The 21,620-nt window shown below is 54.1% G+C and carries 30 protein-coding genes; 9 read left to right on the top strand and 21 right to left on the bottom strand.

Translation table 11 applies throughout. From position 1 onward, the window contains the following. Nucleotides 1-112 precede the first annotated feature (112 nt). The gene (locus ACXAEK_RS17625; protein ID WP_475043848.1) at nt 113-250 is read right to left on the bottom strand and encodes a hypothetical protein; all 138 of its coding nucleotides are present in this window, start codon (nt 248-250) and stop codon (nt 113-115) included. A gap of 723 nt (nt 251-973) precedes the next feature. On the opposite strand from ACXAEK_RS17625, the gene ACXAEK_RS17630 reads away from it, so the two are divergent. Continuing rightward, entirely contained in the window at nt 974-1,642 is a 669-nt protein-coding gene (locus ACXAEK_RS17630; RefSeq protein WP_475043850.1) for a hypothetical protein, read from the top strand. Here the strand turns inward: ACXAEK_RS17630 and ACXAEK_RS17635 are convergent. After that, nucleotides 1,580-2,317: a hypothetical protein gene (locus tag ACXAEK_RS17635; RefSeq protein WP_475043852.1), complete on the bottom strand. Its 738-nt coding sequence runs from the start codon at nt 2,315-2,317 to the stop codon at nt 1,580-1,582. The two genes, ACXAEK_RS17630 and ACXAEK_RS17635, sit on opposite strands and share 63 nt — an antisense overlap. A gap of 142 nt (nt 2,318-2,459) precedes the next feature. Here ACXAEK_RS17635 and ACXAEK_RS17640 point away from each other — a divergent pair, with 142 nt between their 5' ends. Beyond that, nucleotides 2,460-2,801, top strand: coding sequence for a hypothetical protein (locus ACXAEK_RS17640; protein WP_475043853.1), 342 nt, complete (start codon nt 2,460-2,462; stop codon nt 2,799-2,801). Between the two features lie 131 nt (nt 2,802-2,932). Here the strand turns inward: ACXAEK_RS17640 and ACXAEK_RS17645 are convergent, their stop codons facing one another. Continuing rightward, nucleotides 2,933-3,115, bottom strand: a complete 183-nt coding sequence (locus ACXAEK_RS17645; protein WP_475045301.1) for a WYL domain-containing protein — start codon at nt 3,113-3,115, stop codon at nt 2,933-2,935. Nucleotides 3,116-3,993: 878 nt separating this feature from the next. Here ACXAEK_RS17645 and ACXAEK_RS17650 point away from each other — a divergent pair. From ACXAEK_RS17650 to ACXAEK_RS17660, 3 genes are all read left to right on the top strand, one after another. Then, nucleotides 3,994-4,959: a GAF domain-containing protein gene (locus tag ACXAEK_RS17650; protein WP_475043855.1), complete on the top strand. Its 966-nt coding sequence runs from the start codon at nt 3,994-3,996 to the stop codon at nt 4,957-4,959. Nucleotides 4,960-5,327: 368 nt separating this feature from the next. Beyond that, entirely contained in the window at nt 5,328-6,932 is a 1,605-nt protein-coding gene (locus tag ACXAEK_RS17655; protein ID WP_475043857.1) for an ATP-binding protein, read from the top strand. A 427-nt stretch (nt 6,933-7,359) separates the two neighbouring features. Next, nucleotides 7,360-8,070 carry a hypothetical protein gene (locus ACXAEK_RS17660; RefSeq protein WP_475043858.1) on the top strand — a complete coding sequence of 237 codons (711 nt, stop codon included), beginning with the start codon at nt 7,360-7,362 and terminating at the stop codon, nt 8,068-8,070. A gap of 452 nt (nt 8,071-8,522) precedes the next feature. Here ACXAEK_RS17660 and ACXAEK_RS17665 read toward each other — a convergent pair whose 3' ends face one another. After that, a complete protein-coding gene (locus ACXAEK_RS17665) occupies nt 8,523-8,897 on the bottom strand; it encodes a DUF4345 family protein (protein WP_475043860.1) in 375 nt (124 codons plus the stop codon). Nucleotides 8,898-8,922: 25 nt separating this feature from the next. Next, a complete protein-coding gene (locus ACXAEK_RS17670; RefSeq protein ID WP_475043862.1) occupies nt 8,923-9,846 on the bottom strand; it encodes an SDR family NAD(P)-dependent oxidoreductase in 924 nt (307 codons plus the stop codon). Nucleotides 9,847-9,980: 134 nt separating this feature from the next. On the opposite strand from ACXAEK_RS17670, the gene ACXAEK_RS17675 reads away from it, so the two are divergent. Continuing rightward, a complete protein-coding gene (locus ACXAEK_RS17675; RefSeq protein WP_475043864.1) occupies nt 9,981-10,892 on the top strand; it encodes a LysR family transcriptional regulator in 912 nt (303 codons plus the stop codon). A 146-nt stretch (nt 10,893-11,038) separates the two neighbouring features. On the opposite strand, the gene nusG is transcribed toward ACXAEK_RS17675, so the two are convergent. Genes nusG through ACXAEK_RS17705 form a run of 6 tightly spaced genes read right to left on the bottom strand, consistent with a single transcriptional unit; the run spans nt 11,039 to nt 13,622 of the window. Further along, the gene (gene nusG / locus ACXAEK_RS17680; protein WP_475043866.1) at nt 11,039-11,647 is read right to left on the bottom strand and encodes a transcription termination/antitermination protein NusG; all 609 of its coding nucleotides are present in this window, start codon (nt 11,645-11,647) and stop codon (nt 11,039-11,041) included. Then, on the bottom strand, nt 11,644-11,856 hold the full coding sequence (locus ACXAEK_RS17685; RefSeq protein WP_475043868.1) for a hypothetical protein: 213 nt from the start codon (nt 11,854-11,856) through the stop codon (nt 11,644-11,646). Before ACXAEK_RS17685 ends, nusG begins: the two co-directional genes overlap by 4 nt. Then, a complete protein-coding gene (locus ACXAEK_RS17690; RefSeq protein ID WP_475043870.1) occupies nt 11,853-12,761 on the bottom strand; it encodes a hypothetical protein in 909 nt (302 codons plus the stop codon). Before ACXAEK_RS17690 ends, ACXAEK_RS17685 begins: the two co-directional genes overlap by 4 nt. Then, on the bottom strand, nt 12,761-13,147 hold the full coding sequence (locus ACXAEK_RS17695; protein ID WP_475043872.1) for a hypothetical protein: 387 nt from the start codon (nt 13,145-13,147) through the stop codon (nt 12,761-12,763). Before ACXAEK_RS17695 ends, ACXAEK_RS17690 begins: the two co-directional genes overlap by 1 nt. Beyond that, on the bottom strand, nt 13,144-13,356 hold the full coding sequence (locus ACXAEK_RS17700; RefSeq protein WP_475043874.1) for a hypothetical protein: 213 nt from the start codon (nt 13,354-13,356) through the stop codon (nt 13,144-13,146). The genes ACXAEK_RS17695 and ACXAEK_RS17700 overlap by 4 nt, the downstream gene beginning before the upstream one ends. Then, nucleotides 13,356-13,622 carry a hypothetical protein gene (locus ACXAEK_RS17705; RefSeq protein ID WP_475043876.1) on the bottom strand — a complete coding sequence of 89 codons (267 nt, stop codon included), beginning with the start codon at nt 13,620-13,622 and terminating at the stop codon, nt 13,356-13,358. Before ACXAEK_RS17705 ends, ACXAEK_RS17700 begins: the two co-directional genes overlap by 1 nt. 303 nt (nt 13,623-13,925) lie before the next feature. On the opposite strand from ACXAEK_RS17705, the gene ACXAEK_RS17710 reads away from it, so the two are divergent. Further along, nucleotides 13,926-14,180, top strand: coding sequence for a hypothetical protein (locus tag ACXAEK_RS17710; protein WP_475043878.1), 255 nt, complete (start codon nt 13,926-13,928; stop codon nt 14,178-14,180). Between the two features lie 131 nt (nt 14,181-14,311). On the opposite strand, the gene ACXAEK_RS17715 is transcribed toward ACXAEK_RS17710, so the two are convergent. Then, nucleotides 14,312-14,770 (bottom strand): hypothetical protein, encoded by a 459-nt coding sequence (locus tag ACXAEK_RS17715; protein ID WP_475043880.1) that lies wholly within the window; start codon nt 14,768-14,770, stop codon nt 14,312-14,314. 374 nt (nt 14,771-15,144) lie between these two features. Here ACXAEK_RS17715 and ACXAEK_RS17720 point away from each other — a divergent pair, with 374 nt between their 5' ends. Next, the gene (locus ACXAEK_RS17720; protein ID WP_475043882.1) at nt 15,145-15,534 is read left to right on the top strand and encodes a helix-turn-helix domain-containing protein; all 390 of its coding nucleotides are present in this window, start codon (nt 15,145-15,147) and stop codon (nt 15,532-15,534) included. A gap of 420 nt (nt 15,535-15,954) precedes the next feature. Here the strand turns inward: ACXAEK_RS17720 and ACXAEK_RS17725 are convergent, their stop codons facing one another. The 9 genes from ACXAEK_RS17725 to ACXAEK_RS17765 all read right to left on the bottom strand — a co-directional run bounded on the left by ACXAEK_RS17725 (nt 15,955) and on the right by ACXAEK_RS17765 (nt 20,676). Continuing rightward, complete coding sequence (locus tag ACXAEK_RS17725) at nt 15,955-16,416, bottom strand: hypothetical protein (protein WP_475043884.1); 462 nt, start codon at nt 16,414-16,416, stop codon at nt 15,955-15,957. Nucleotides 16,417-16,454: 38 nt separating this feature from the next. Beyond that, a complete protein-coding gene (locus tag ACXAEK_RS17730) occupies nt 16,455-16,877 on the bottom strand; it encodes a hypothetical protein (protein WP_475043885.1) in 423 nt (140 codons plus the stop codon). 22 nt (nt 16,878-16,899) lie between these two features. Continuing rightward, the gene (locus tag ACXAEK_RS17735; RefSeq protein ID WP_475043887.1) at nt 16,900-17,325 is read right to left on the bottom strand and encodes a hypothetical protein; all 426 of its coding nucleotides are present in this window, start codon (nt 17,323-17,325) and stop codon (nt 16,900-16,902) included. A 31-nt stretch (nt 17,326-17,356) separates the two neighbouring features. Further along, nucleotides 17,357-17,614, bottom strand: coding sequence for a hypothetical protein (locus ACXAEK_RS17740; protein WP_475043889.1), 258 nt, complete (start codon nt 17,612-17,614; stop codon nt 17,357-17,359). A 57-nt stretch (nt 17,615-17,671) separates the two neighbouring features. Next, on the bottom strand, nt 17,672-18,517 hold the full coding sequence (locus ACXAEK_RS17745; RefSeq protein ID WP_475043891.1) for a hypothetical protein: 846 nt from the start codon (nt 18,515-18,517) through the stop codon (nt 17,672-17,674). Nucleotides 18,518-18,654: 137 nt separating this feature from the next. Then, a complete protein-coding gene (locus ACXAEK_RS17750) occupies nt 18,655-19,080 on the bottom strand; it encodes a hypothetical protein (RefSeq protein WP_475043892.1) in 426 nt (141 codons plus the stop codon). Between the two features lie 519 nt (nt 19,081-19,599). Continuing rightward, nucleotides 19,600-19,971: a hypothetical protein gene (locus ACXAEK_RS17755; RefSeq protein WP_475043894.1), complete on the bottom strand. Its 372-nt coding sequence runs from the start codon at nt 19,969-19,971 to the stop codon at nt 19,600-19,602. Between the two features lie 15 nt (nt 19,972-19,986). Then, a complete protein-coding gene (locus ACXAEK_RS17760) occupies nt 19,987-20,223 on the bottom strand; it encodes a hypothetical protein (RefSeq protein WP_475043896.1) in 237 nt (78 codons plus the stop codon). Nucleotides 20,224-20,466: 243 nt separating this feature from the next. Then, nucleotides 20,467-20,676, bottom strand: a complete 210-nt coding sequence (locus ACXAEK_RS17765; RefSeq protein WP_475043898.1) for a hypothetical protein — start codon at nt 20,674-20,676, stop codon at nt 20,467-20,469. A gap of 421 nt (nt 20,677-21,097) precedes the next feature. Here ACXAEK_RS17765 and ACXAEK_RS17770 point away from each other — a divergent pair, with 421 nt between their 5' ends. Next, the gene (locus ACXAEK_RS17770; protein ID WP_475042556.1) at nt 21,098-21,466 is read left to right on the top strand and encodes a hypothetical protein; all 369 of its coding nucleotides are present in this window, start codon (nt 21,098-21,100) and stop codon (nt 21,464-21,466) included. Nucleotides 21,467-21,620: the final 154 nt, after the last annotated feature.

A 21,620-nucleotide genomic window follows, 5' to 3' on the forward strand; every position in this document is an offset into this window, starting at 1 on the left:
GACTTCCCGTCTGTTGTGGAGATTGTTGGGCATCCCGCCCGGTATTGTCAGATTTCGGCAACTGATCCGCCCCGATCCCGGTATCCCACCGGTGAGCGATGTTGCCTTTGTGCTATTTCTGCGCTGCTTTGCCTGCAGCATCGCTCAGCCTGGCGATTTGCATGGGGCTTGGGTCATCCCGCCAGCCCGCCGGCTGTTTGCCGCCGCGGCGAGCGATATCGGCCAGATAGCTCTGGATCATGTCAGGCATAGTGTCACCTCGGTATGGGGAAAGCGCAACGGCCCGTGCCCGGGCAACGCAGGTGTTCAAGCTCTGGATGCAATGGAAGCGTCAGCGACGAAGCCCTTTAGCTCCGCCTGTTCCTGATTATCCCGTCAGGTACGCCACGCGGCCGGCCCGGAGCCATGCGATACACGCGCAATTCGGTCGTTGGTCGAACTATACCACATCTTGAGACAGCATCAAGCCGTGGTGTAAGTTCGAAAAACCGGAAAGAGAGCACCTCAACCTTCTTTTGAAAGCCACCAATTACCGCTCGCCTTTTCGATCCGGCACCAGATCTTGATCCTTCAAGTCGAAAACTATGTCGGCGCCGAACGTAGCCATAGTCGCTCTTTGGAGGAAGGCCCCAGCAGGTTCATGAAGATCTGAAAGTTGCCCCTGCTAGAGTTCATAGTTTCCCTTGAGATCTCAGCCCCCAATGGGCTGGCCTGGCCGAACACAATATCCACCTCCTGGGCAATATGGACCGACACCTAGCTAAGAGCATCCAACTAGCTGATTGAACAAGACAGGCGCATCCGGAATTTTGTTCCCGAACGCTTTAGCCGACTATTACCAGAGACCTACTTCGACGTCTGCCTCAACTCCTGAACAATAAATAAGTCGTGTTCTGCCTCCCAAAAGAAGGGAATCCTAGTTCTGCCCGCTCGCCATGCGGGTGCAAGTTCGATCTTTCAAAAGGAGACGGAAATGGAACGTCAGAACATTCACTCACATATGCAGGCCATTGAAGAGCGCTTCAATGCTGAAGGCCTCACACTTTACGTGTGTGAAAATCCGAAGGAACTTCCAACCCTTCTAAAAGAAGTGGGAAAAAAGAAAGTGCATCCTATGTCGGAAGTTAGCGAAGATGAATTGGCATCCGGACGCGCTCTATGGCTGTTCCTAAAGAGAGACGGCCGATGCATTTTCTGTATCTCAGCCAAGCTAGTTGACCTTGGCGAGAAAGACTTCGGAAACTACTTCAGGAACCTCGCGGCCTCTAAGTATGTTGGCAGAGACGACGTCGTTGCTAGCGTATCACAGCCCCTGGTAGATGAACTAAGGGGTCGGCTGATTTACTTCGGCGGCATTGAGGTGGCGCCAGATGAACGGGGCGGCATACGGCGGCTGGGGGACTTCGCTCAGTACGTAAAGCTGCTTTCCGCAATGCGCTGGGACTTCGATTGGATGTACACGATCATCGCCTACAAGCACCGGCGCCTTGCTGACGACTATGGTTTCAACGGAAAGTATCGAAATGCAATTAGCTGGGCGGACCCAATCCCGGAGGGATTGGCCAATGATCAAATGATCTTAGGCCTCAACGCTGTTCATTTCTCTCATATTGTCAGCAGCGTTGAGCCAGGTAACCTTTGAAAAGACTGCAGTGACCGGCTCTCCACGAGTGTCGGTCACTCGCATAGTCACCTTTCGATAGCCTCCTCTGACCCTTTGTCCCTTTACTACGACATCAAGCTCCTCATCTGTGACGATGTATGGCACTTCTTCGAGCATTCTGTGTGAGTGCATGGCGCGTTCGAGGATCCTCTCTTCAAAATTTCCAACGATCCTATAGAAGTCGCGGTTTCCGGCCAGCATTAGCCTCTCAGCAGTTGCACTGCGTTTCCCAATCTGGATCGGGTGCATTATTCTGTCTGTTGGTTCAATCCGTTCATAGAGATCAACTTGATCTTCAAACCACTCCCAGTTGTTCAGTTGTCCACCTTCTTGGTGATACCAGTCCAATACGTGATCTGTTGTGACGTTGAACCCTGCCCTAGAACAGGCAGCATGTTCTGTGTTTGCCACCTCCGCCGCTCGCCATCGGTTCAAGTTCGCTGCGCTTGAATGGGCTTCAGCAGGCAGTTCGAAGAAAAATTGAATGGGAATGTGCAAACCGGCAGAAAGAAGAGCCAAGGTAGAAGCGGGAATCTCGCGGTTGTTCCTCATCTGACTTCTGAGTGTACCGTAATTCACCCCCGAGATTGTACAGGCTCTCTTTAACCGTACACCGGCAACCCTACAGGCAGCATCAATTCGATCAGCAATCATGAAAGCCCCCAAAAGTTCACATATGTGACTTTTCTAGCCTACCGATTGACACAGGTAAAGCAATTCTCAACAATGACATGAGTAAAAACCCACACCAACAATCGTTGCGTGCACCAAGCATTGAACAAGGGACCTATTTCAATTGAAACGGACAGACACGGATATAGGGCACGCTAAAGAAAACGATGATAACTCAAGCCTTCAGGCCGCTGACCTTGAGCTTCTAAACAAGGCTTGCAAGATGTCCGGAAGAAGCCTCGATTTTTGGGCTCGTTTGACGGAAGGCCTTGATGAAGATGCGCTTGCCTTGCTCGTTTCCAGAGCGCCTATGTTTTCATCCGAACTGCCCGCTTCCAGTGAGGATCTGCGGCAAGATCAAAGAGAAGCAGCCACCTTGCTCTCCTTAGTTGGCCAGAGCGACCGGCAAGTATTTTTAAGAGCTCTTCGTGGTTTAGTTGAACTTCGAGGAAATCAACACCACTAATATTGAAACCTGCGCTCCAGCACACACCGCTTGAAGCATTACCGCACCTGCATCCAATTTTTCAAAGGCTCCAGTCTCGGGCCTTGTATTGCCCAGGCTACTTCCAGCAGAGCAACCCTTGCTTTCCCGTCTTAAAGAGTGCCTGGAGTTACCTCCAGCTTTGAACAATAGGGTTCAGTCTTGAAATGCCGATAGTCTTCCTTGGCCTCACACCATCCCACGAGGTGTCGCGTGCGATCTAGGAAAGCGATCAACAGTGGCCAGACGGTCCGGTCCGTTGTGCTGCCATCCCGGTCGTGTAGATAAGCTGCAATCGATAGCGCTCCCTGATGGCATGGCGCAAAAGCGTCCCTTGACGATTTAGGTAATGCGGCTCTCCTTCAGAATTGACTTAGATCATTCAAGCTACCGCCTCGACCTGGGAGAGTAGCACTTCACCAAAACACCCCAAAAGGGAATGGCTTTAACCAGAATGAAAGGTTTCGAAGTGGTTATTATGAGATTTACCGCCAAAACTGCTTTCTCTTTAGCTACCGCCTACTATGGGGCCCGAGGAGCAAGCTGTGTTGAGGCGTAGCGGTGGATGTCGAAAGCCCTGACCAAAAGGAATGTGCTGCCACGTTGACACAAAGCCATGTCGCTGCAACTAAAGGTGGCCCAAAATTGTCGCTTCGCTTGGACCTGCGCTTGCTGCCGTCAACTCGCGAGGTATGCATACTCAAGTGGCCTAAACCAATAATACGCTCCCCAAAAGGAATTCGACGATGACACCATACCGTGCTTGGGACACTGCCTCCTGCGTCATGGCATATGACATTGGGTCGACGCACATCGACGTAGAATTCAAAAGTGGCGCGATCTACCGCTACACAGAAGAGTCAGTGGGTATAATGAACCTCAGTCAGATGGTTGGGCTGGCCAAAACTGGCGAAGGCTTAAACTCATTCATTCAAAGGGTAGTAAGCGATGACTATTCTGCACAGTTGAGATGAGCCCGAAGCTGCCGTTGTTCGCACTCGTTTTTTTGCTCACGCAGCTTTTCTTGGTTCCTAGTCGCCCACACCAGAAAGCCGTCTTCAAGTTTTAGGTGCTTGCCAGGTGCAAGCAAAAAGGGTGCAATCAGTAAAATCGCAGTTAGGCTGCGCCTGCCAGAGTGCCCATGCCCCTTTCGGACCAGCCAGGAGAGTTGAACTTGCCTCCCTCATCGAGTGATCTTGAGCTACTTTCATCAAGCACTGGACAAGAGTTTCTGCAAACTTTTGTCGACCTCTTGCAAGAAGTTGCTCAGGTGGATTTTGTCGCAATCAGCGAACTAAAGGTGACCGACCGGGAGCTATTTCAAGTCCAGGCCGGATGGATGGATAACGAGTTGCTCCAGTGCTTCGAATACGATGCCTGCTTCACACCTTGCCTAGAGGCCATCAAAACTGCGCAACTGGTGCTGGTGCACAAGGGTGTTCAATCCGCTTTCCCGCAAGATGAACTGTTGCAGCATAAGGGGCTGGAAAGCTTCCTTGGATACCCCGTTACCAACATTCACGGCGAAGTCATCGGCCTAATACAACTGGGCTGGCGCCGCCAAACATCGGCAGAGGAATGCGACCAAATTCTTGATACGATCTCTGACTTTACCAGCCGGATCGCGACAGAACTGGAAAACCTGCGTATGATGCGGATCCTCAAGGCTCTTGCCCGCGGACCGGAAGCACACTCCTCGGAAAGTGTTTTCCATCTGATCACACAGCAAATTCAGGTCCTGTTGGGGGCCAAAGCAGTTTTTGTTGCGGAGTGTTCGCGTGAAAGCGGTAAGAATTTCAACATTCTGGCCTACACTGAGGGTGGGAGATGGTTGCATGAGATGGAAGGAAAATCACTCTCATTTAAGGGGCGGCCTTGTGAACACTTAGAGACCCGCGAAGAGTTTCGCATCCAATCCGGTCTAGCCGATGCCTATCCAGAACAAGAAAGATACCGTACCGCGCCATTTGATGCATATCTCGGAGTTCGGGTAGACGATGGTGAAGGGAAAACAGTCGGACATTTTGTTGTTTTCCACGACACCCCTATCACCACGCACAAGCTTGAGACCGAGTTGCTCTCGATACTGAAGAGCAGGCTCGGTTCTGAAATCCTTCGACGGCGCCTGGCAAGCCAATAGATTATGCTCGGATCAAGCAACGCTTCAAAGGCATTCAAGTGCTCAACTGCGTTACCAAAACTGCTCAGGTTTGAAAGTATTGAGCCCTAAGCGGCCACTCCATTGGCCCTCCCCTGTTGCTTGCGCAGCATGACGGGCACCTGAAAGTTGGCCTTGGCCGAGCATCATGGCGGTGCACTTGAACGCTCGCATAAGCAGAAATCTGCCGTGAAAAATCTCCAATCTGCTAGAGCCTTTCCTGAAACTTAACTGTTTTGGCATTGAGTACAGGTTGATCCGAGTGACGGGCGGTGTTCCAGGAAGCGTACTCCGTTCTCGGAAACCCCTGCTACGTAGGGAGATGTTCTGAAGAAGCGGCGAGGTATTGGATGAGTATCCGAAACAAACTTTGTCTGATCCTGTGCCTTTTCCTCCTTCAGCTGGCAGTGATTGCCGGAGGAGCTTTTTTTCAAAACAAGACTGACGAAAGCTCAATTCAGAGAACCAAGTTTGCACATGAGAACCTGGATACTCTGCTTGAGCTTTCTGGAGTTTCAGTCAGACAGGTAAAGGAAGTCACCGACTTTCTTTTGTCTGATGACACGGCAGATCTATTCGAGCACCGCGCATTTGGATTGCAAATCAAAGAGTTATTCGCAGCACTGAATGAGCTGGCCGAGGAGGATGCCCGGCAGAATCATATTCTCGGAAACCAAGCGGCCGAGCAAAATATTGAACTCCTCTCAGAACTGCGGGCGTTGCATTCTGAAATCAGCAAAGAGGTGTCGGCAACTCTCACACTCGCAGCGGATGGCCGCAAAAATGAGGCAATCGCTCGCCAGGAAGATGTCGTTGAGGAGTTATTTGATGAGCGGTATTCACCACTCATTGAAGAAATGATAGAGAACTGGCACTCGAAAGCGAACCAGGTAGCGGCCAGCGCAAGCCGTGAAGCAGTTGCTGCCAGGAATTTGGTTATCGCGGTTTCCGCTCTACTCACCGCAGTTGCTATGTTCATCGCGTATCAGGTCGTCAAGGGAATTTCTCATCAGATATCGGGCTTGGTCGGTGCCGCCGAAAAAATCGGTGAAGGACGGCTAGATACAAGAATTGTCGCAAGAGGTCCGAAGGAATTTGGGAGCCTGGCCTCCGCTTTGAACACTATGGCAGAGAAGCTGCAGGATTATACCGATGCACTGGCCCTGGCCAGATCAGAGGCTGAAGCCGCTTCAGATGCCAAGGGTGAGTTCCTTGCGAATGTGAGCCATGAGCTACGAACCCCTATGAATGGCATCTTGGGAATGACCGAATTGCTGAACGAGACCGATCTCGACGAGGAACAACGCGAACTTACCAGCACTATTTTCAGTTCGTCCAACGCGCTCCTCTTGGTCATCAACGATATTCTTGATTTTTCAAAGATCGAAGCCGGCCAGCTAAGGATCGAAACTGCACCGTTCGAACTGAACGCGGTCATTGAAGATGTTGCTGCCCTGTTGTCGCCGCTGGCTCAGGAAAAAGGGTTGGAAATCTATACCGGTTTCGACTTGCCTACGCCGGTGCAGACAAACGGGGATGCTGGCCGTCTGCGTCAGTGCCTGCTCAACCTAGTTGGGAATGCTGTGAAATTCACAAAGGAAGGTCATGTCAGGGTTCTTGTCCGCCCGGGTCCTTGTTCACAGCTTGTGATCGAAGTTCAGGACACAGGAGTTGGAATACCAGAAGACAAGAAGGAGGCTGTCTTTGCCGCCTTTGAACAGGTCGATAACGGCTATACAAGAAGCTTTGACGGCACAGGGCTCGGACTGTCGATCACGCAGCGCCTCGTTTGCTTGATGGGCGGATCTATCTCACTGACATCTGAGCCTGGAAAAGGATCGGTCTTTGCGATGCAACTTCCGCTACCGACTGCTCAGGCAGGCACTCCTTCGGGCCAGCCCAAGACTACGCTTCTGCGAGAGCAAACCACTACTCCTGCCGCGGTCTCACCATAAGCATTTCAATGATTAGCACTGGATCGGCTTCAACAGAGATGATTTGGAGTCCATAGCGGTCTTTGATCGCCTACCAGGCCCTCGCAAGCGCAGCACGTCGTTCCCCACGCTAAGCGGCTATTGCAAGGTCCCGCAGGGTAAGACGGGCGGGCCGGACAAAACCGCCGTTCGCCGCAAGCACTGAACCTACCCACCTCGTCTACGCTTCCGCTGTTGGCACCCGTAAAGCTGAAGTTGATCGGACAGTTGCTGGATGCCGAACCTAAGCGTGGTAAAACACCGGATGAGCCGTGTTGACCGATTGACGATTAACGTGTTCAGAAATACACCCCTGACACGAGTGGGTGCTAAAGTGCCCGCTTTTCTTTGTAGTTAGCATGATCGTGCATTTCTGCATGGTCGTCACAAATGATGAACGTAATAGATCATGAAAAAAATTCTTACCTTTACCGCTGCGCTAATGACATGCGCTCAATGTATGCAGGCGGAAGCCAATAACACTACTGTGATCCCGTCCGAAGGCGCCTTGGAGCAGCAACTCTCAGGCAAACGAATGGCGAGCGACGACATGCCAAAGGGATCGTTTCTGAGCTTTCTTGACGGTGGTATTTTGAAAGAAGAAAACCGCGGCCGCCCGGACGAATTAGCGAAATGGGAAGTGAAAGGGCAGACTGTCTGCTTGGAAAATGAACGTCGGCGCACTTGCGCTGATGTTGTCAAATTAACCGACCACGAACTGGTTCTGCGTGTCCCGGCTGAGGGCGAGGATGGTCAGCTTTGGGAGGGGTACTTTGTCAATGAAACTGGCGTGCCTTTACGTGACGTGATCGCGTTCGACGGGAAGCTTGCCCGAACTTTGCATGGCCGCACCATTACTGCTGAAGACGTTCACGGTAAGACAGTGTGGGGATTTGATGCCAAGGGCACGGTGACGATTGAAGCCTTTGATGCCTCGGGCTTTCCTTTCCCAGGCGGATCGGCCTCATACAATTCAAAAAAAGACGATCTATGCATCACTCCTGAAAACAATAAGGTCGCTTGTATGCGTGTGCAAATTTCCGGTAGCGACGTGCGCATGACCCCCGTGGTCGATGGTGTTCTTCTGGAAGAAAAGGCCATGGCAGGCACCATCGAATAAGCAGTTGTAGCCTAGGTTGCAAGCTGCGGTGACGTCAGCGTTTTTAGATGGCTGGCGTCACGACCTTCGCTTAAAACAGTTCCTACCTAGTCTGTGCTTCCATGGTTTCAGCGTTCTCTGGAACAGTTTTGAGACACGCTGATCGAAGTCCATCATTCAGACTTACGCTGCTATGCAGTATTCATGCACTTTGGAGACGATCCAGCTGTCCACTGTGGTGAGCGCAGAGAGGCGGTTTGAGCCCTGAGCGGTCTTTGCTCGCCTACCAGGTGCTCGCGCGTGCAGCAAGCTGCTACCGGCGCTATGCAGCCGCGAAAGGACAGCTACCGAAATGCGCGGGCGCGGGCGCTGCCATTCCACCTTGAACAGGATCATAGCCATTCGCATCAAAGTCCAGGAGCAGAGCAGTTTACTCTGCTCCTGAAACGGCCCTTTTTCTTTGTAGTGTTCCCTCAAGCAGCAGCCTGTAGGTGAGCCGCTACGAGAGCTGCGGTAAGCAGCAGCTCAATCACCAAGGGCGGGATAACCTGTCTGTCGACGCCGTCAAACGCCAGGCTGATCAGCCGCCCAAAAGCTATGAGCGCCATCACTACAGCAACCGGTATGAACCACAGGGTCACACCGGTCAGCTGGCCCGCCATCAACAAAGCAACGCAGGACAGGAACATACCACCCATTGCCGAGCGGATGGTGCTAAGTCCGACTACACTGATGATCTCGACGCCGAAATTGGCGGCCATCTTACCCGGATTGAACATGGACATAAGCCCCAGTCCGGCGAGCATCAGCGTGCCCATGCCAATCACGATTTGAAGTGCAAGTTCCAATTCTCTTCTCCCTCGCTTGGTTGGCTCAGATGAACCGGCGTACCGCCATGTTTGCGTTGTCCTGGAATTCCGGGTTGGCGTAACCTGCGGTCTGGCTTTTCTGGTCGACCACGGGACCAGTCGGAAACTTGCCCTGGCTGGCATAGAAGTGGCCGCTCTTGAAATTTGGATCCAGCAGCCCGTCGACATAGCGTCTGGCACCGATCTCAATCTTGTGCATCATGCCTAGCCTGGGCATCAGCGCCCCACCGACATGCTTGAAAAACAAACGCTTGAGGAACGGCAGATCGTCAAACCCGGCCGTACCGGTTGTGCCGCCCGGGCTCATAGTAACAAAGCGGATATGCGGATGCTGGCGAGCCATCGAAGCCATCCACATCGCCGCCTGCAGCTTGACATAGCCGTATGCCACCATCGGATCCGGTTTGTCAGCGAATTTGCTGCCGTCGATTACGGCGGCGTATTCGGCCACCGAAGAGGTTTTCATTTCCGGCACTGGCATCCCCATCTTCGGAATGCCCCGGGCCGCCTCGGAACCGGCATAGAGCACGGTGGAGGTCAGCAATTGGCGCTCCAGAAGTTCGTCCACCAGCACCACATGCCCCAGTACGTTAACGGCGAAGATGTGGCTGACTCCGTCCTTGGTTTTGGCAAAGGGGGTGGAGCCGCCGCTGCCCCCGGCGTTCAGGATCACCGCATCGACCGGCGTTACCAGCTTGGCCACTGCGGCGCGGACCGTGTCCGGCTTCATCACGTCCATCAGGACAATCTCAAAGATTTTGCGGCCGGTCTCGGCCTCCAGCTGCGCTTTGGCTGCCTTGGCCTTAGCCTCGCTGCGGCAGGCCAAATAGATCTTCCGGATGCTGTCCTGCATGGCCAGCTGGCGGGCACTTTCGCGGCCCAAGCCGGCATTTGCACCGGTGATGAGAACAGATTGAATGGAGTTCATGGCAATCTTCCCTTGCTTGCTGCGGCACCGACTCCGGCGCCATTGCAGCTTTAGCTAAGATGGTTGAGATCTGCGCTGTAGAGGGGTAGAACTGGACATGGTGTTTCAAAAATGAACCATTCGGGGAGGCCGGAATGCCCCTACAGGAAAGCCATTCACTGAATTGGGACGACCTGAAGTATTTCCTGGCGGTGGCGCGCAGCGGCACATTGCGGGGCGGCGCCGATAGAATCCAGGTGAACCACACCACCCTGGCCCGCCGCCTAGCGGTGATGGAGGAAAATGTCGGCTCGCGGCTGTTCGACCGCTCCAAGGCCGGGCTGGTGCTGACCCAGCTGGGCGAGGACCTGATGCCCTATGCTGAGCGGGTCGAGGAGGAGATGACCGCAGCCTCCCGTCTTATAGTCGGGCGTGATGCGCAGCCCAGCGGCACCATTTACCTAACCTTGCCGCACGGGCTGGCGATGACCTCAATCATGGACGACCTGGCGCAATTTGCTGAGCAATTCCCCGATATCAGTCTGAACATGCGTTTCAGTAACGAAGTGGCTGACCTTACCCGCCGCGAAGCGGATGTTAGTCTGCGCATTGCAGATGAAGTCACCCAGGATGTTGTCGGGCGCAAACTGGTGCAGCTTTCACAGGCAGCGTACTGCACCAAGGAATATGCCCAGAGGGTGCGGGACAACGGAGGCGAGGGCCTCTCGCTGATCGGCTGGCACGAGCCTGAAGGCGACATAACGGCTAAATGGGTTAAGGATAGCTGCTATCCCAAAGCTCTGCTGCGCCACCGGGTCTCGGACATCGTGCCACTAATCACTCTGGCCGCGTCGGGCCTTGGCATGGCCTACCTTGCCTGCTGCTTGGGCGACCGCCACCCTGGCCTGATCCGGGCGCCGTTCCAGAAACCCAAACCCTACCGTAACCTTTGGCTTTTGCTGCACAAGGACTTGCGCAATACGGCAAGGGTCCGCTTGTTAGTGAATTTCCTTGCCAAGAATGTTCAGTCTAAAAGAAATGAGTTTTGGGTTTCAGGAACGACCTAAGTTCAGAAGAACGGAAGTGAACGTTACGTTTTCTTTTGATAGGATCTTCCAGCTACCGCCAGATTGCTTTCACGCAACAGACGACATGTATGTTCATCTTGACTGCAGCTGCGGCGAAAGTCGGCCTTGTCCCGCTCCAGTCTCCCTCACGCCGCCCCCTTTACATCAAGCGGATCAACCTGAACCCGCACTGACTGTCCAAACATCTGCGTCTGCGCTTCAATCATCGGGTGCATATCGTGGGCAGCTTGAACCATGTCAGTGAAGCTCACAATGCGCCCCATGAACGGCCCGGACAGCACCTCCAGCGCAGCCCCCGGCTCAAACTGGCACATCGCAGCCCTGTCGCGGCTATCGATGATCCGCTGAGCCTCGGCGTGCTCCTCCGCCACTTTGCTCAGAAACGGCTGCACGTGCTTCCGCAATTCCTGCCTGCTGACAATCATCAGCGACGTGTTCAGACCGCGGCACTGGACGGCCTGAGCGTACAGCTCAGCCGGAATATCCGCGAAGATGTACCCAGGCAGGTAGGCGCTGGTGACGGGCTCTGCATGGCGCTTCTTGCCCTGGCGCTTGAACTCGATCTTGCGCGGGGCGAAGGCCTCGATGCCCAGGGCGCGCAGCTGCCGCTCTACGGCGAACTCACCGCGCTCCTGGGTGATGATCTCGCTCTCTCCGCCCGCGTCCACTTCGAAATGCAGATGGCGCGGCAGGGTGACATTCTTGGTCGTGGTGATGCCCAGATACCAGGTCATGCGTGGTTCCTCTTCTGCCCGGTTGTTCTCTTGTGGCGGAGCGGGTGCCCTGCCCTGACCCGTGAAATTGCGCTGGCCAGCTCATCGCGTGTCCTGACCGCGTAGCGCTGGCGCTGCATGATGACTTCCAGGATGTACTCGGCGTCCCGCTCGTCTTGCGTTTCGATGGCGAAACGGTCGGCCTCGTATTTGCTGTCAATCTTGCTCAAACGTTGATCCCCGCTGCTTGGCATTCCGCCGCTGTGATGAGGTTTGCCTGGATGCATTCCCCGGCCTGGCTGGGGAGGATGGTGTGGGCCCAGGGCTTACGGGCCCGGATATCGGCCGCACGGGCCTCCAGCACCTTCTTCGGATCCGCCTTCACCGATGGCGCCGGCACATGCGCCCTCCAGAAGTCATCGGCAAAGAAGTTCTGGCTGAGCTTGATCCGCTGAGGGTCATAGCCGGAAACCCGCTTGCGGTAGGCATCAGTCGCTGCGAGCACATCGCTAGGCTGCTCGCCAGCATCGATCAGGGCTTTGACCGCCGCTTCAGTTGCTGCCCAGTTGTCCTTGTTCGCGCAAGCTCGCCAAACTCGTTCAAAGAAAGATCCAAAATCAAACTCGCCCTGGTGCGTGGCGTCAGCCGCGCAATAGGTTCCTTGATGGTTCTTAGGACGGTTTGGGTGCAATTGCTGCGGGGGTACCCCTGCAACTGCTGCAGGGGTGGGGTGCAACTGCTGCAGGGGTGCATCTATTGCACCCCCTATATCTTGTGCCTGCTGACCTACATCTTGGGGAACCCCTGCATTTATTGCGGGGGTCTCCAGAGGGGTGCTGCGGGTCGAAGGGAGGCGAAGAACAGCCTCAATCACGATCCGATATTCATAGGTGTAACCGTTCTTACAGGGCCGCTTGCCAACTTCTTCAATCAGCCCGGCGCTGAGCAACGCCTTCACTGCGTTCTGGATACTGCGCACGCTGCCATACTCAAGGTCCGCCTGCATGTTGGGCTTGCTGACCCAAATTCCGGACCCGTCTTCGCTAGCGCAGTCAGCCATGTATGCAAGAACGCTTTTCATGGTCTTGTCACCGACCTTGCGGCGTTTAACGAGTGTCATAACTTCGACGCTCATCAGTTCTTCCCCGCGGCCCTGCGCATCCTGCGAATGCAGCATTTCATGATTTTCTTCCGCTCGTTCACGTCCTCAGAGAGGATCAGCTTGCGGCGCTCGATGCGCACATGCAGCTTCGCCAGGCGCTCAACCTCTTCCGCGTTGGCGAACTGAAACCAGGGGGCATCGATCCCGAAGGGCTCGACCAGCGGCGGGCCGCCGTTGTCACCGATCATGGCGGCGAGGCGTTCAGCCTCCCGGTCTTTGGCCGTTTCCTCGGCTTCTTGCTGCTGTTTCAGGCGCAGAAAGAGCAGGTCCAGCGGGTCAGCCTGTACACCGACTGGTGGTGTACAAGCGCTGGCCGCGTCGGCTGTATGAAAGGAGGTCGGGCGGATCAATGCAGTCATTTGCGGAGCCACCCCATCTGAGAGGCGCCAGCAAAGAATGCGCCGTCTACCCGGTCCTTCGCTTGCTTGAATGTGCCGGCGTCGTCAGAGCGCGCCGGAGCCGACCACTTCAGAAGCCGCTCTAACAGCTCATAGCCCGCCCGATCCATCTGGAAGGTGAGCAAGCCGCTTTCGACGCTGGGAATGGCTTTCAGATGTTCGTCGGCCATCAGTGCTTGCTCGCAAACTGACCGCAGGCCCAGGCTGCAACCCCATCGAACAGCTTGCCCCTTTTCTTGGTATGCACCTTCACCAGAGCGCAGAACCCGAAACCCTGGTTCTTGCCTTTGGTCACCTCGCCGTCGCGGTAGTGAGCGCAGGCGGCGCAACGCTTGTTCAGATCCGGCCGTGCCCAGGTGCACTGGCCCGCCTTTGTCGCAGCGATGCGCGCGGTCAGGTCGCCACCATCAAGGTTCTGGTGAGTTGGATCTTTCATAGGCATAGGCATTCCTCCTGTGCTTAAGGACGGGTTCACTCGTTGAGAGGGTCTGGCGCCGCGCGCCGATCCGGCGAAAATCTCGCCGTCTTCAGTTCAAATTCAGGGGGTCAATCTGGGCCGGTAAAAAATCACGCTCCGGCTCTTTAACTACTGCTCGACTGGCCACTGCCTCTGTTGGGGATTCAGGGTGGTTGAAGGATTGACCATCACGGTGGGAAAAGATGCACAACCGGGGCTTTACTCCCACCCCAGTTGCGCGCACCTTTCGCGGTATTCCACAACGCAGCGAAAGGAAAAACTTTGCCTTCAGAAACAAACCAGGCAGACGATCCAAGTGCGGTTTTTGCGGAGATCGTCGGCTTCACGAACTCAAAATTGACGATCATGGTTATCAAAGATCTGATCGCGGCAGGGATACTGCCAGAAACAACCTTCGCGAAGTATGCAGAAGAGTTCAGGGCAATGGCGGCAACCATTTCAGAGACCCCTCCCGACCTTCTTGAGGTCGCGATCTGCAACCTCGCCACTCAGCTCGAGAGCGAGGTTTCCAATTGAACAGCGCAGCTCCCCGCCTTCAAATGCGGGGACGCCCCCTAGGGCGCGGATTTCCCCCCTAAGTCTCTCCACTGCCTGGCGCTGGCTGCGCAGTTCACGGATGATCCGCTCGGCGCTGGTGCACTTGCAGGTCATGCTCGGCCCTCCGCTCTGCTGATCTGAGAAACGTTGTCCGCCACCTGAGCCTCGAAGTACTCCGCCATCTTGGTGAATTCGGCAGCGGCCTCACGTGACTCGACCGCTGCGGAGGCATGATCCCCGGCCTTGCCTGACTGCGCGGCCCGGATGCCGGCAGCGACGGCCTGACCGCCCTCCTCCGACGCGCGCCCCGACAGTGCGAACAAGCACACATCCATATTCGGAACCGTCGTGGCGGTCCGGTAGCTGTCAAAGCAGTGGTTGCCGGTGGCGTCCATCAGCGCCCAGGCCCAGAGCAACGGCACCTCGGCGCTGCCGCCCTTGATCTTGGAGAGGGTGCCAATGCTGATTGGGTGCCCGACAGCAGAAGAGATGACGGAAGCAGCGGCTTCTTTGCCGCCCGCCTGCGTCACCAGGTTGTCAAACATTTGCGCGGCGATCTTAGGCTGCATGGAAAGGCCTTTTCCTTGGGTTTCGGAACTCCCGCTTCCATTGTGTGAGCATGGATGCAGGTGGGTTTGGATTTGCTAAGAGATTGGAGCAGAGGCGCAGGTCATTGGGCGCGCGCCTTGGGTCGCACCGGTGGGTGCGCGTCGATGTAGGAGGAAACCCGTTTGTACGTTTTTGACGTCCAGCCCTTTCCCGCACGCAAATCGGCGACAAAGTTGGGGTTTTTCATCACGTTCCGGCCAAAGGATGAGGGCGCTAGGCCAGTCTCATCCAGGTATCGGTCTACTTTTTGAGAAAGGTCATCCATAGCTACAGCGATATATGTTTTTTCATACGCTGTAAATATGATTTTTCATAACTTGCAGTGCGAGGCAGTATGTATGAAATTTACTACATGGATATTGATGCGATAAACGCGCGAGTCACTGAGAATATTCGGTCTTTGATCGAGGAAATTGGCTCGAACCCAAGCCGGTTGGCCAAGGAGGCCGGGCTTGGGCATACGTCTATTCGCGACATTCTGGCGGGCACTTCGGGCAGCCCTCGCTATGAAACGCTTCTGAAGATCGCCAGGGCTGCTGGGGTGGATATCAAGCGCCTAACTGTTGGGCCGGACTACCACCAGCTAGAGAGGTCAGACGCGGAAGTGCTCGACCTACTACAGCAACTAGAGCCGTCGGAGCTTCAGTTCCTGCTAAACGCTGCAAAAGCTCAGATCGCCGCTCGCGATCAAACTCAGAAAGAACCCGGCGAAGAGCCTCAATAACCTGCTCGTCAGACATTCACGTCCCCCATACCTTCAAATTGACTTCGCCGCAGCAGACTTGCGGCCAGCTTTCCCGCCTAAGCGGTATGGGAGCGTGAGGGGCGCTGCGAGGTCAGGGACCGAGGCTCATCCTGCACTTTGCAGCACCCAAATAAGAACAAATAGAGAACACCGCAAGCCACAACATGTAGCGCCTACGAAGAGTGAAAACCGTGAAAGCACCGCAGTGCGGGCGCTATATGCAGTGGAATCGCCAGCTCACTACTAGCGCGACAGGCTCAGCGAAAGACAACCTTTGGACGCGCGAGAAAGGTAGGATGAGCCCTAAGCAGGCTTTAGGTTGCGGCTAGGAAGCCCGGCCAATTGCGGAAGGAAAGGTCGCATTGAATGCCCACTCTTCGGAAGGATCCAAAGCCCTCCTTAGTTGGACACATCGATATCGGCGGCGGAACTCGCAGCACCGTCAACAATCGCTTTTTTGACCTCATGAGCACCAAAACCAAAAAGAACAACAGACGCTAGAACTGCAAGTATTGCAGATACATGTAAAAGTCGCTTCCCCCACTTCCATGCAGAAACGGCCCGCCTCTTGTTTTCCACCTTTGCGTTTAAGTAGGCGAGCAAAGAAAAGTGCGTGAAGTAAGCCAGTGCAGACGCGATGACAGCAGCAATAACCCCATAGGAAAACAGCATAAGTGCATCCGAAACGCCGACTATCATCGCGGAATACTTGCCGTTATTACTGGCGATAGCAGCCACAAAGCTTAACACGGCGACCGTAGCACCGCCATTGATCAGAAGGCCTGTCTTAATAACAGCGTTTGAAGTATCAATTGCCTTTTCGTTGATCAACTGAAACTGTTCGAAATTCTTTCCATCCATCTCCCTGAACTGCCTCCTTTGGTGGATATTTAACTGGTTTAGACTACCTGATTGGTGCTGTCCCAAACCTTCCGGTAGTTCAGCGCGTCCCGATCAGAAACTTCAGGGACGGCCTGCCAATCATCAATTTTCAAACCTTCAAGAATGCCCGCTGCCGAATAAGTGAACGGGTTACGTCCAGCCCAATGTATGGCCTGCCCGCTGACATCGGCGATTTGAGAGAATTGAACGGACACCCGGCCATCACTATCCCCAACCACATCTTTGATGCGAGCAGCGAGAAACGGCCGCCTGTGCTCCTCGACATTCCCTGGCTTGCGTCGATCATGAGCATTGTGAAGAAGAAGGGCCGCCTCGGCACGAGACGCCCTGCCTTTGCTCACCCGCCACCAACCGCAACCTCCCCCTCGCAACACATCGTCGGTGTCTTTGCAGGTCATGATTACAAGAACTTCAGGCACACCTTTGCTCCTTTGATGGACCTTAGCTGTTGCCCACCAACAGCAATGCAACAAATGCTTCACTCATGGAAGAAAGCCTCGAACAGGCCTCCGAAGCTGTAAGGCGTTCGAGCTGGTCGAACTTACTTTCCAATGGATGGCGACCTAGCAAAAACACTGGCCCATCAAACTCTGGAAACTGGTGTGCGGTCACATCCAGAACATGACCATCTGCTTCGACCCAAAAATGTTGTTCGCCTGTTTGACTAAATTCGCCGTGCACTACAAATACTTCACCATCCGGGTACCGTCTCACCAGAGCTGCCGCTAGGTATGCAGATGCATACTCACAGCAGTTTACGGGGAAATTGTGAAACCAGTTCATTCCCTGCGTCAGAGTGCGGTTTTCAAAAATACTAAGTACGCGACCAAAATCCCACCGCAACGAATTGATTTCTCCCCCTGCCACTTTCAGCTCCTTTTTTGGATCAATCTTCTACCTAGATAAATACCAGGCACGCCATCAAAGCGATGGCAGCGAAGGGGGTGAGCCCCTTGAGAATGTTCGGCGGTGGCGTGAATTCCTCGCGAGACGATCGATAGAATAGATCATCAATGTAAGAAGAGTGAATGCCGAACAGGTGGTACCTCACATAGGCAACACACGCGCATGCAACACTCAGAAGCGGCCAGCCAAAAAGAAGCACCAGCAGAGCCAAACCAAGGGCAGCCACGACGTAGTCAAGAAAGCTCCCCAAATGCTCGTCTCCTTTGATGGATGGTAATTTAAAAAAAAGTCGGCACGCATCTTGAAGTCAAGTGATGCGATTATGCCTAGAAGCAATTTGGAAATTTTTCTTTCCAGAATTAAGCTGCTCAGCTGTCACAAAACCCTTATAGAGCGTTCTCCGCCTTACTCTGAAAACATCCCTGTAAGTGATCAATATCACTGCTGTAAGACCCATGGTGAATTCGCCCTGACACTGCCCTGATGGCAGGGGAGCATCAAACTCGACCTTGAACTCCTCGCCTTTCACTAGCGGGGTTACCGAACGTTCGTCATAGAAAACCGGTCGCCGTGAAAAACCCATGGGAGATCTATTCCATTTTACAAAACTGCCGTATGACATTCCGAGGGCGGGGGTCGGCCCCGAGTTTGTGAAGACTAATTTTACACCGACTACGCCCTCCCGACAGTCCAGCTCCGTTTTTGAAACCGTCACGTAGGCACGGGACTCTCGGATATGCGACTGGCGCATCAAATCCAGACTTTGCGCCGACACTCTCGTTGCCGCCTTTGTTTCCAACAGCGTCCAAATTAGAACGCCAGCCCCCAAAATCCCCAAAACAGTTGATACAAGCGTTAAGATCGCCAGTACGTTTGTGGCTCTAGCGGCCTCTTCTTGAGCCTTAAGTCCTTTATGTTTATAGAAATCAAGATGGCCGAATTTATCAGCAGGTACAGGCTCTGAAACAGATCTTGGCCCTAGCTCAATCCATGCATCTACAATGTTTTGAAAGAAACTGGCCGCATTTTCCTCAGAGCAAGGAGCGCTCGGACAATAGTTTAGCCCCACCAGAAAGAGCAGCAGCAAAATTACTACAGCCACACCAGAAAAAAGACCCAAAGCGAATTGCCCTGAAAAGAATTGTTTCCTCAAATACTGCAAGCTCCTTTTTTGGATGCGGGGCTTTCACCCGCTGCGCTTGGACCACCAGATATTGCCTGGCCGTGACTTCCGCTCTTCCGGTCCACCTGCGCTCGCCTAACTTGGTCCGCGCTCAGCTACCCGGCTCCTTACTTGGACACTTCAAATCCGCTACTGGAGAACAGCCTCCTGCAGTACTCGATGACGGCTGAGGTTAGACTGATCGCGACAAAAAGTGGCTCTAAGTGAGCCTTGTCAGCGTCCACCGTCCATTGTGCTAGAACCCAAAGTCCGGCCGTCCAAAGAAACACCTGAATCCCCCATGAATACCAAAGGAACCCAGACGGGCTGTACTTTCCCTTCTCCATTCGGAATCTTGCATGCAGCCACAAGACGAAAAAGGTAATCACAATTTGCAACAGCAAGGCCTTTATCAAACCCACCGCAAGGAACGGATTTTCTATCGCACTAGGTAAGCGATAGATAACCCACAACCCAATCCCGACACCGATGAGCAGAGCGCCAAATCGAGCGAAATAGGCATCTGGGCTCCAGCGCGAAAATTCCTTCCACATCAAACATTTCCCTTTGTATCTTTACTTGTTTTCTTGCGACTTGCCCCGTGCTCGGGAACTGCGCATGTGCAATGCCTTCTGGAACCTCTTTACGCTCTCAACAATATCGGTTGTGTCGGCCTCAGGTTCAACAACCGTAGAGCCACCATTGACAATAACTTTTGCCCCGATCCGGCTTACTTCACCCAGGAACCACTGCACGTCCGCCTCTGACAGGCCCAGGCATTCCACGCCCGCTACAACCAGCGTATCGCCGGAACGCAGGCAGTGTAGCAACGTTTCCCGCTCCTTAAGCCTCCTTATTCGGACTCGTCGCTGCGCTCTGCTATTAACTCTTCGCCGCAACCAAGGCACCAACACTGCTCGCCAGCTTCTGGGACCTGATCCATGTTCATCAGATCCTCAAAACCACATTTAGGGCACAGAAACTCTGCGTATTCCCCGCGCTCGCCCTGAAAAATTGAAAACATGCGCACTCCTTCACCTACTTAGAATTTGGGGCTAGGCACTTGGAAACTCCTACTTTGGCTTCTCACTGAAAACCGCTTTAAGGGCATCTGCGGCACTGGTTGGCCCCTCCTCCAAAAACTCCGCCACGCTGTATTCAAGAGAACCGTCTGAAGACACCCAAGGATTGTAGCCGTCCATGTGGCTCCAAGAGTGCACTACAAAAAGCTTTTGCCTGGCATCATCCAAGACCAGCTCCCAAAAATCCTCTCTCCTATCCCTTCCTTGAACCGTCCCAGATACAAGAGAGTGAAATGAGATCATACCCACTGCCCGCATTGTTCTTTCATCAGTTCTCCACCCGTTATGATCTTCATGGCCATTGGTGTTCCTCCAGTACCTGTTTCCCGCCCCCAACTTCTGCTCTCTACGGTACTTCTTCAATTTCGCGGTTTTAAGCTATTTCGACTTATTGCGGCGCCAGTTGCGCTGGTGCATCGCGTTCTGAGATAGCTCGATCTGCTTTGTGATTTTCGCTGTGTCACTGCCCGGCTCAATGACTAGCGAACCATCGCCGACCACCACCTTAACGGCGATCCTGCCAACCTCCCCCAGAAACCACTTCACATCCGCCTCGGTAAAACCCAGGCATTTCGCGTCCGCCACAACCAACGTATCGCCAGAACGCAAGCACAAGAGCAGCCTTTCACGCTCCTTAAGCTTCTACCGCGGGCGCGTGGTTTTGCTCTTCAGTTCATCACGGAACCACCACCCCTTGTTGTCCATTGTAATGCCGTGCTGGGCCAAGACCTCCCGTTGGCCGCCGGGTTCAGGCCGCCCCGGGGCGAACAGGAAATAGCCTGCAGTAGCCGATGGCATTGTGGATTCTGAGGGCATTTTCTCTACGCGCCTTTTCGGAATTCGTTTTCTCTACATCGGCTATTTTGGGGCTTCTTCGTCGCGATCCAGCTTCTCAAGAATTGCCTCGCGGGCGAACTCCATCCACTGCTTTCCCGTGGCCTCCAGGTGCCGGTTGACCCGCCCCCATTGCGCAGGCGTGAACGTCACCGCTTTCGGGTCGCCCACCTTATCCTCTTCTTTCTTAGGTGGTCTTCCCACTGCTGCCGCCTCGGTCGTCTCTTCAGTCATAGCTCCACCCGGTTCTAATTTTTGCATGGTTTTTTATCCATACAAAATTCTCCCCTCAGTTATCACACATATATTTACACATGTTTTTATATCTGTATTTATACATGCAATTACTGAAGTTCACAAAACCCCTGAAAAGCGGACTTTGGTTAGATCTGCTTGCCACTGATCAGGAGTTCAAATTTTCAGCTGAAGCGATCGTCCGGTTAGTACCGCAGCGCGCCTAAACTCCGGCGACGATCTTGCTCCCCCTCCTCCGGCCCTGTGCCGGTTTTTTCTTTTCGCACACGCGGCGCTGATGGGGAGTGTGTAGCAGGGGCAGTGGCATCGATCCAAAGCGTAAGTGTGATTTTTCATACATTTCTTATTGACGTATGATTTTTCATATGTAAATTTACTCCCAAGCAAAGGGAGAACCGAGATGCACAGCACGGCCTTCAAGGAAATCGAACTGACGGATCGCAGCGGCGAGGACTTCGAGGGTTCAGCCGAGTTCTGCTGGACTGCTTCCCGCGTGCCGGCTGACCCGGAAACCGGTGAGGCCGGCGGCTGGGAGGTCTTCGCTTCCATCGCCTTCGCCCTGGTCGATGACATGCTCTACAGCCGCAATGAGCTGGCCCTGCGCTTTGGAAAAGCAGAGGTGACCCGCATCGAGGCCTATTTCGAGGAAGAGGCTTTCCCTGAGGAACTGGCCGAGTTCGAGAACATCTACGATGACGAGGGCGCCAAGTTTGACGCTGCCGCCCTCCTCCGCGCAGCTGAGCCGCTTTTGGCTATTGCGGCAGAGTGATTTTCATGAAACAAGTTAAACCCAAGGTTGAGCCACTCCTCAAGGAAGCAGGCTCGCCCCCGGCGGGCGCTACCAAGCGCCACCACTCACAACGAACGGCTCGCCGGGGGCTCGATCACAACTTCAGCACAAGCACATGGGCACACCCTGCCCT

This window comes from Leisingera sp. ABM4_101 (assembly GCF_056158725.1).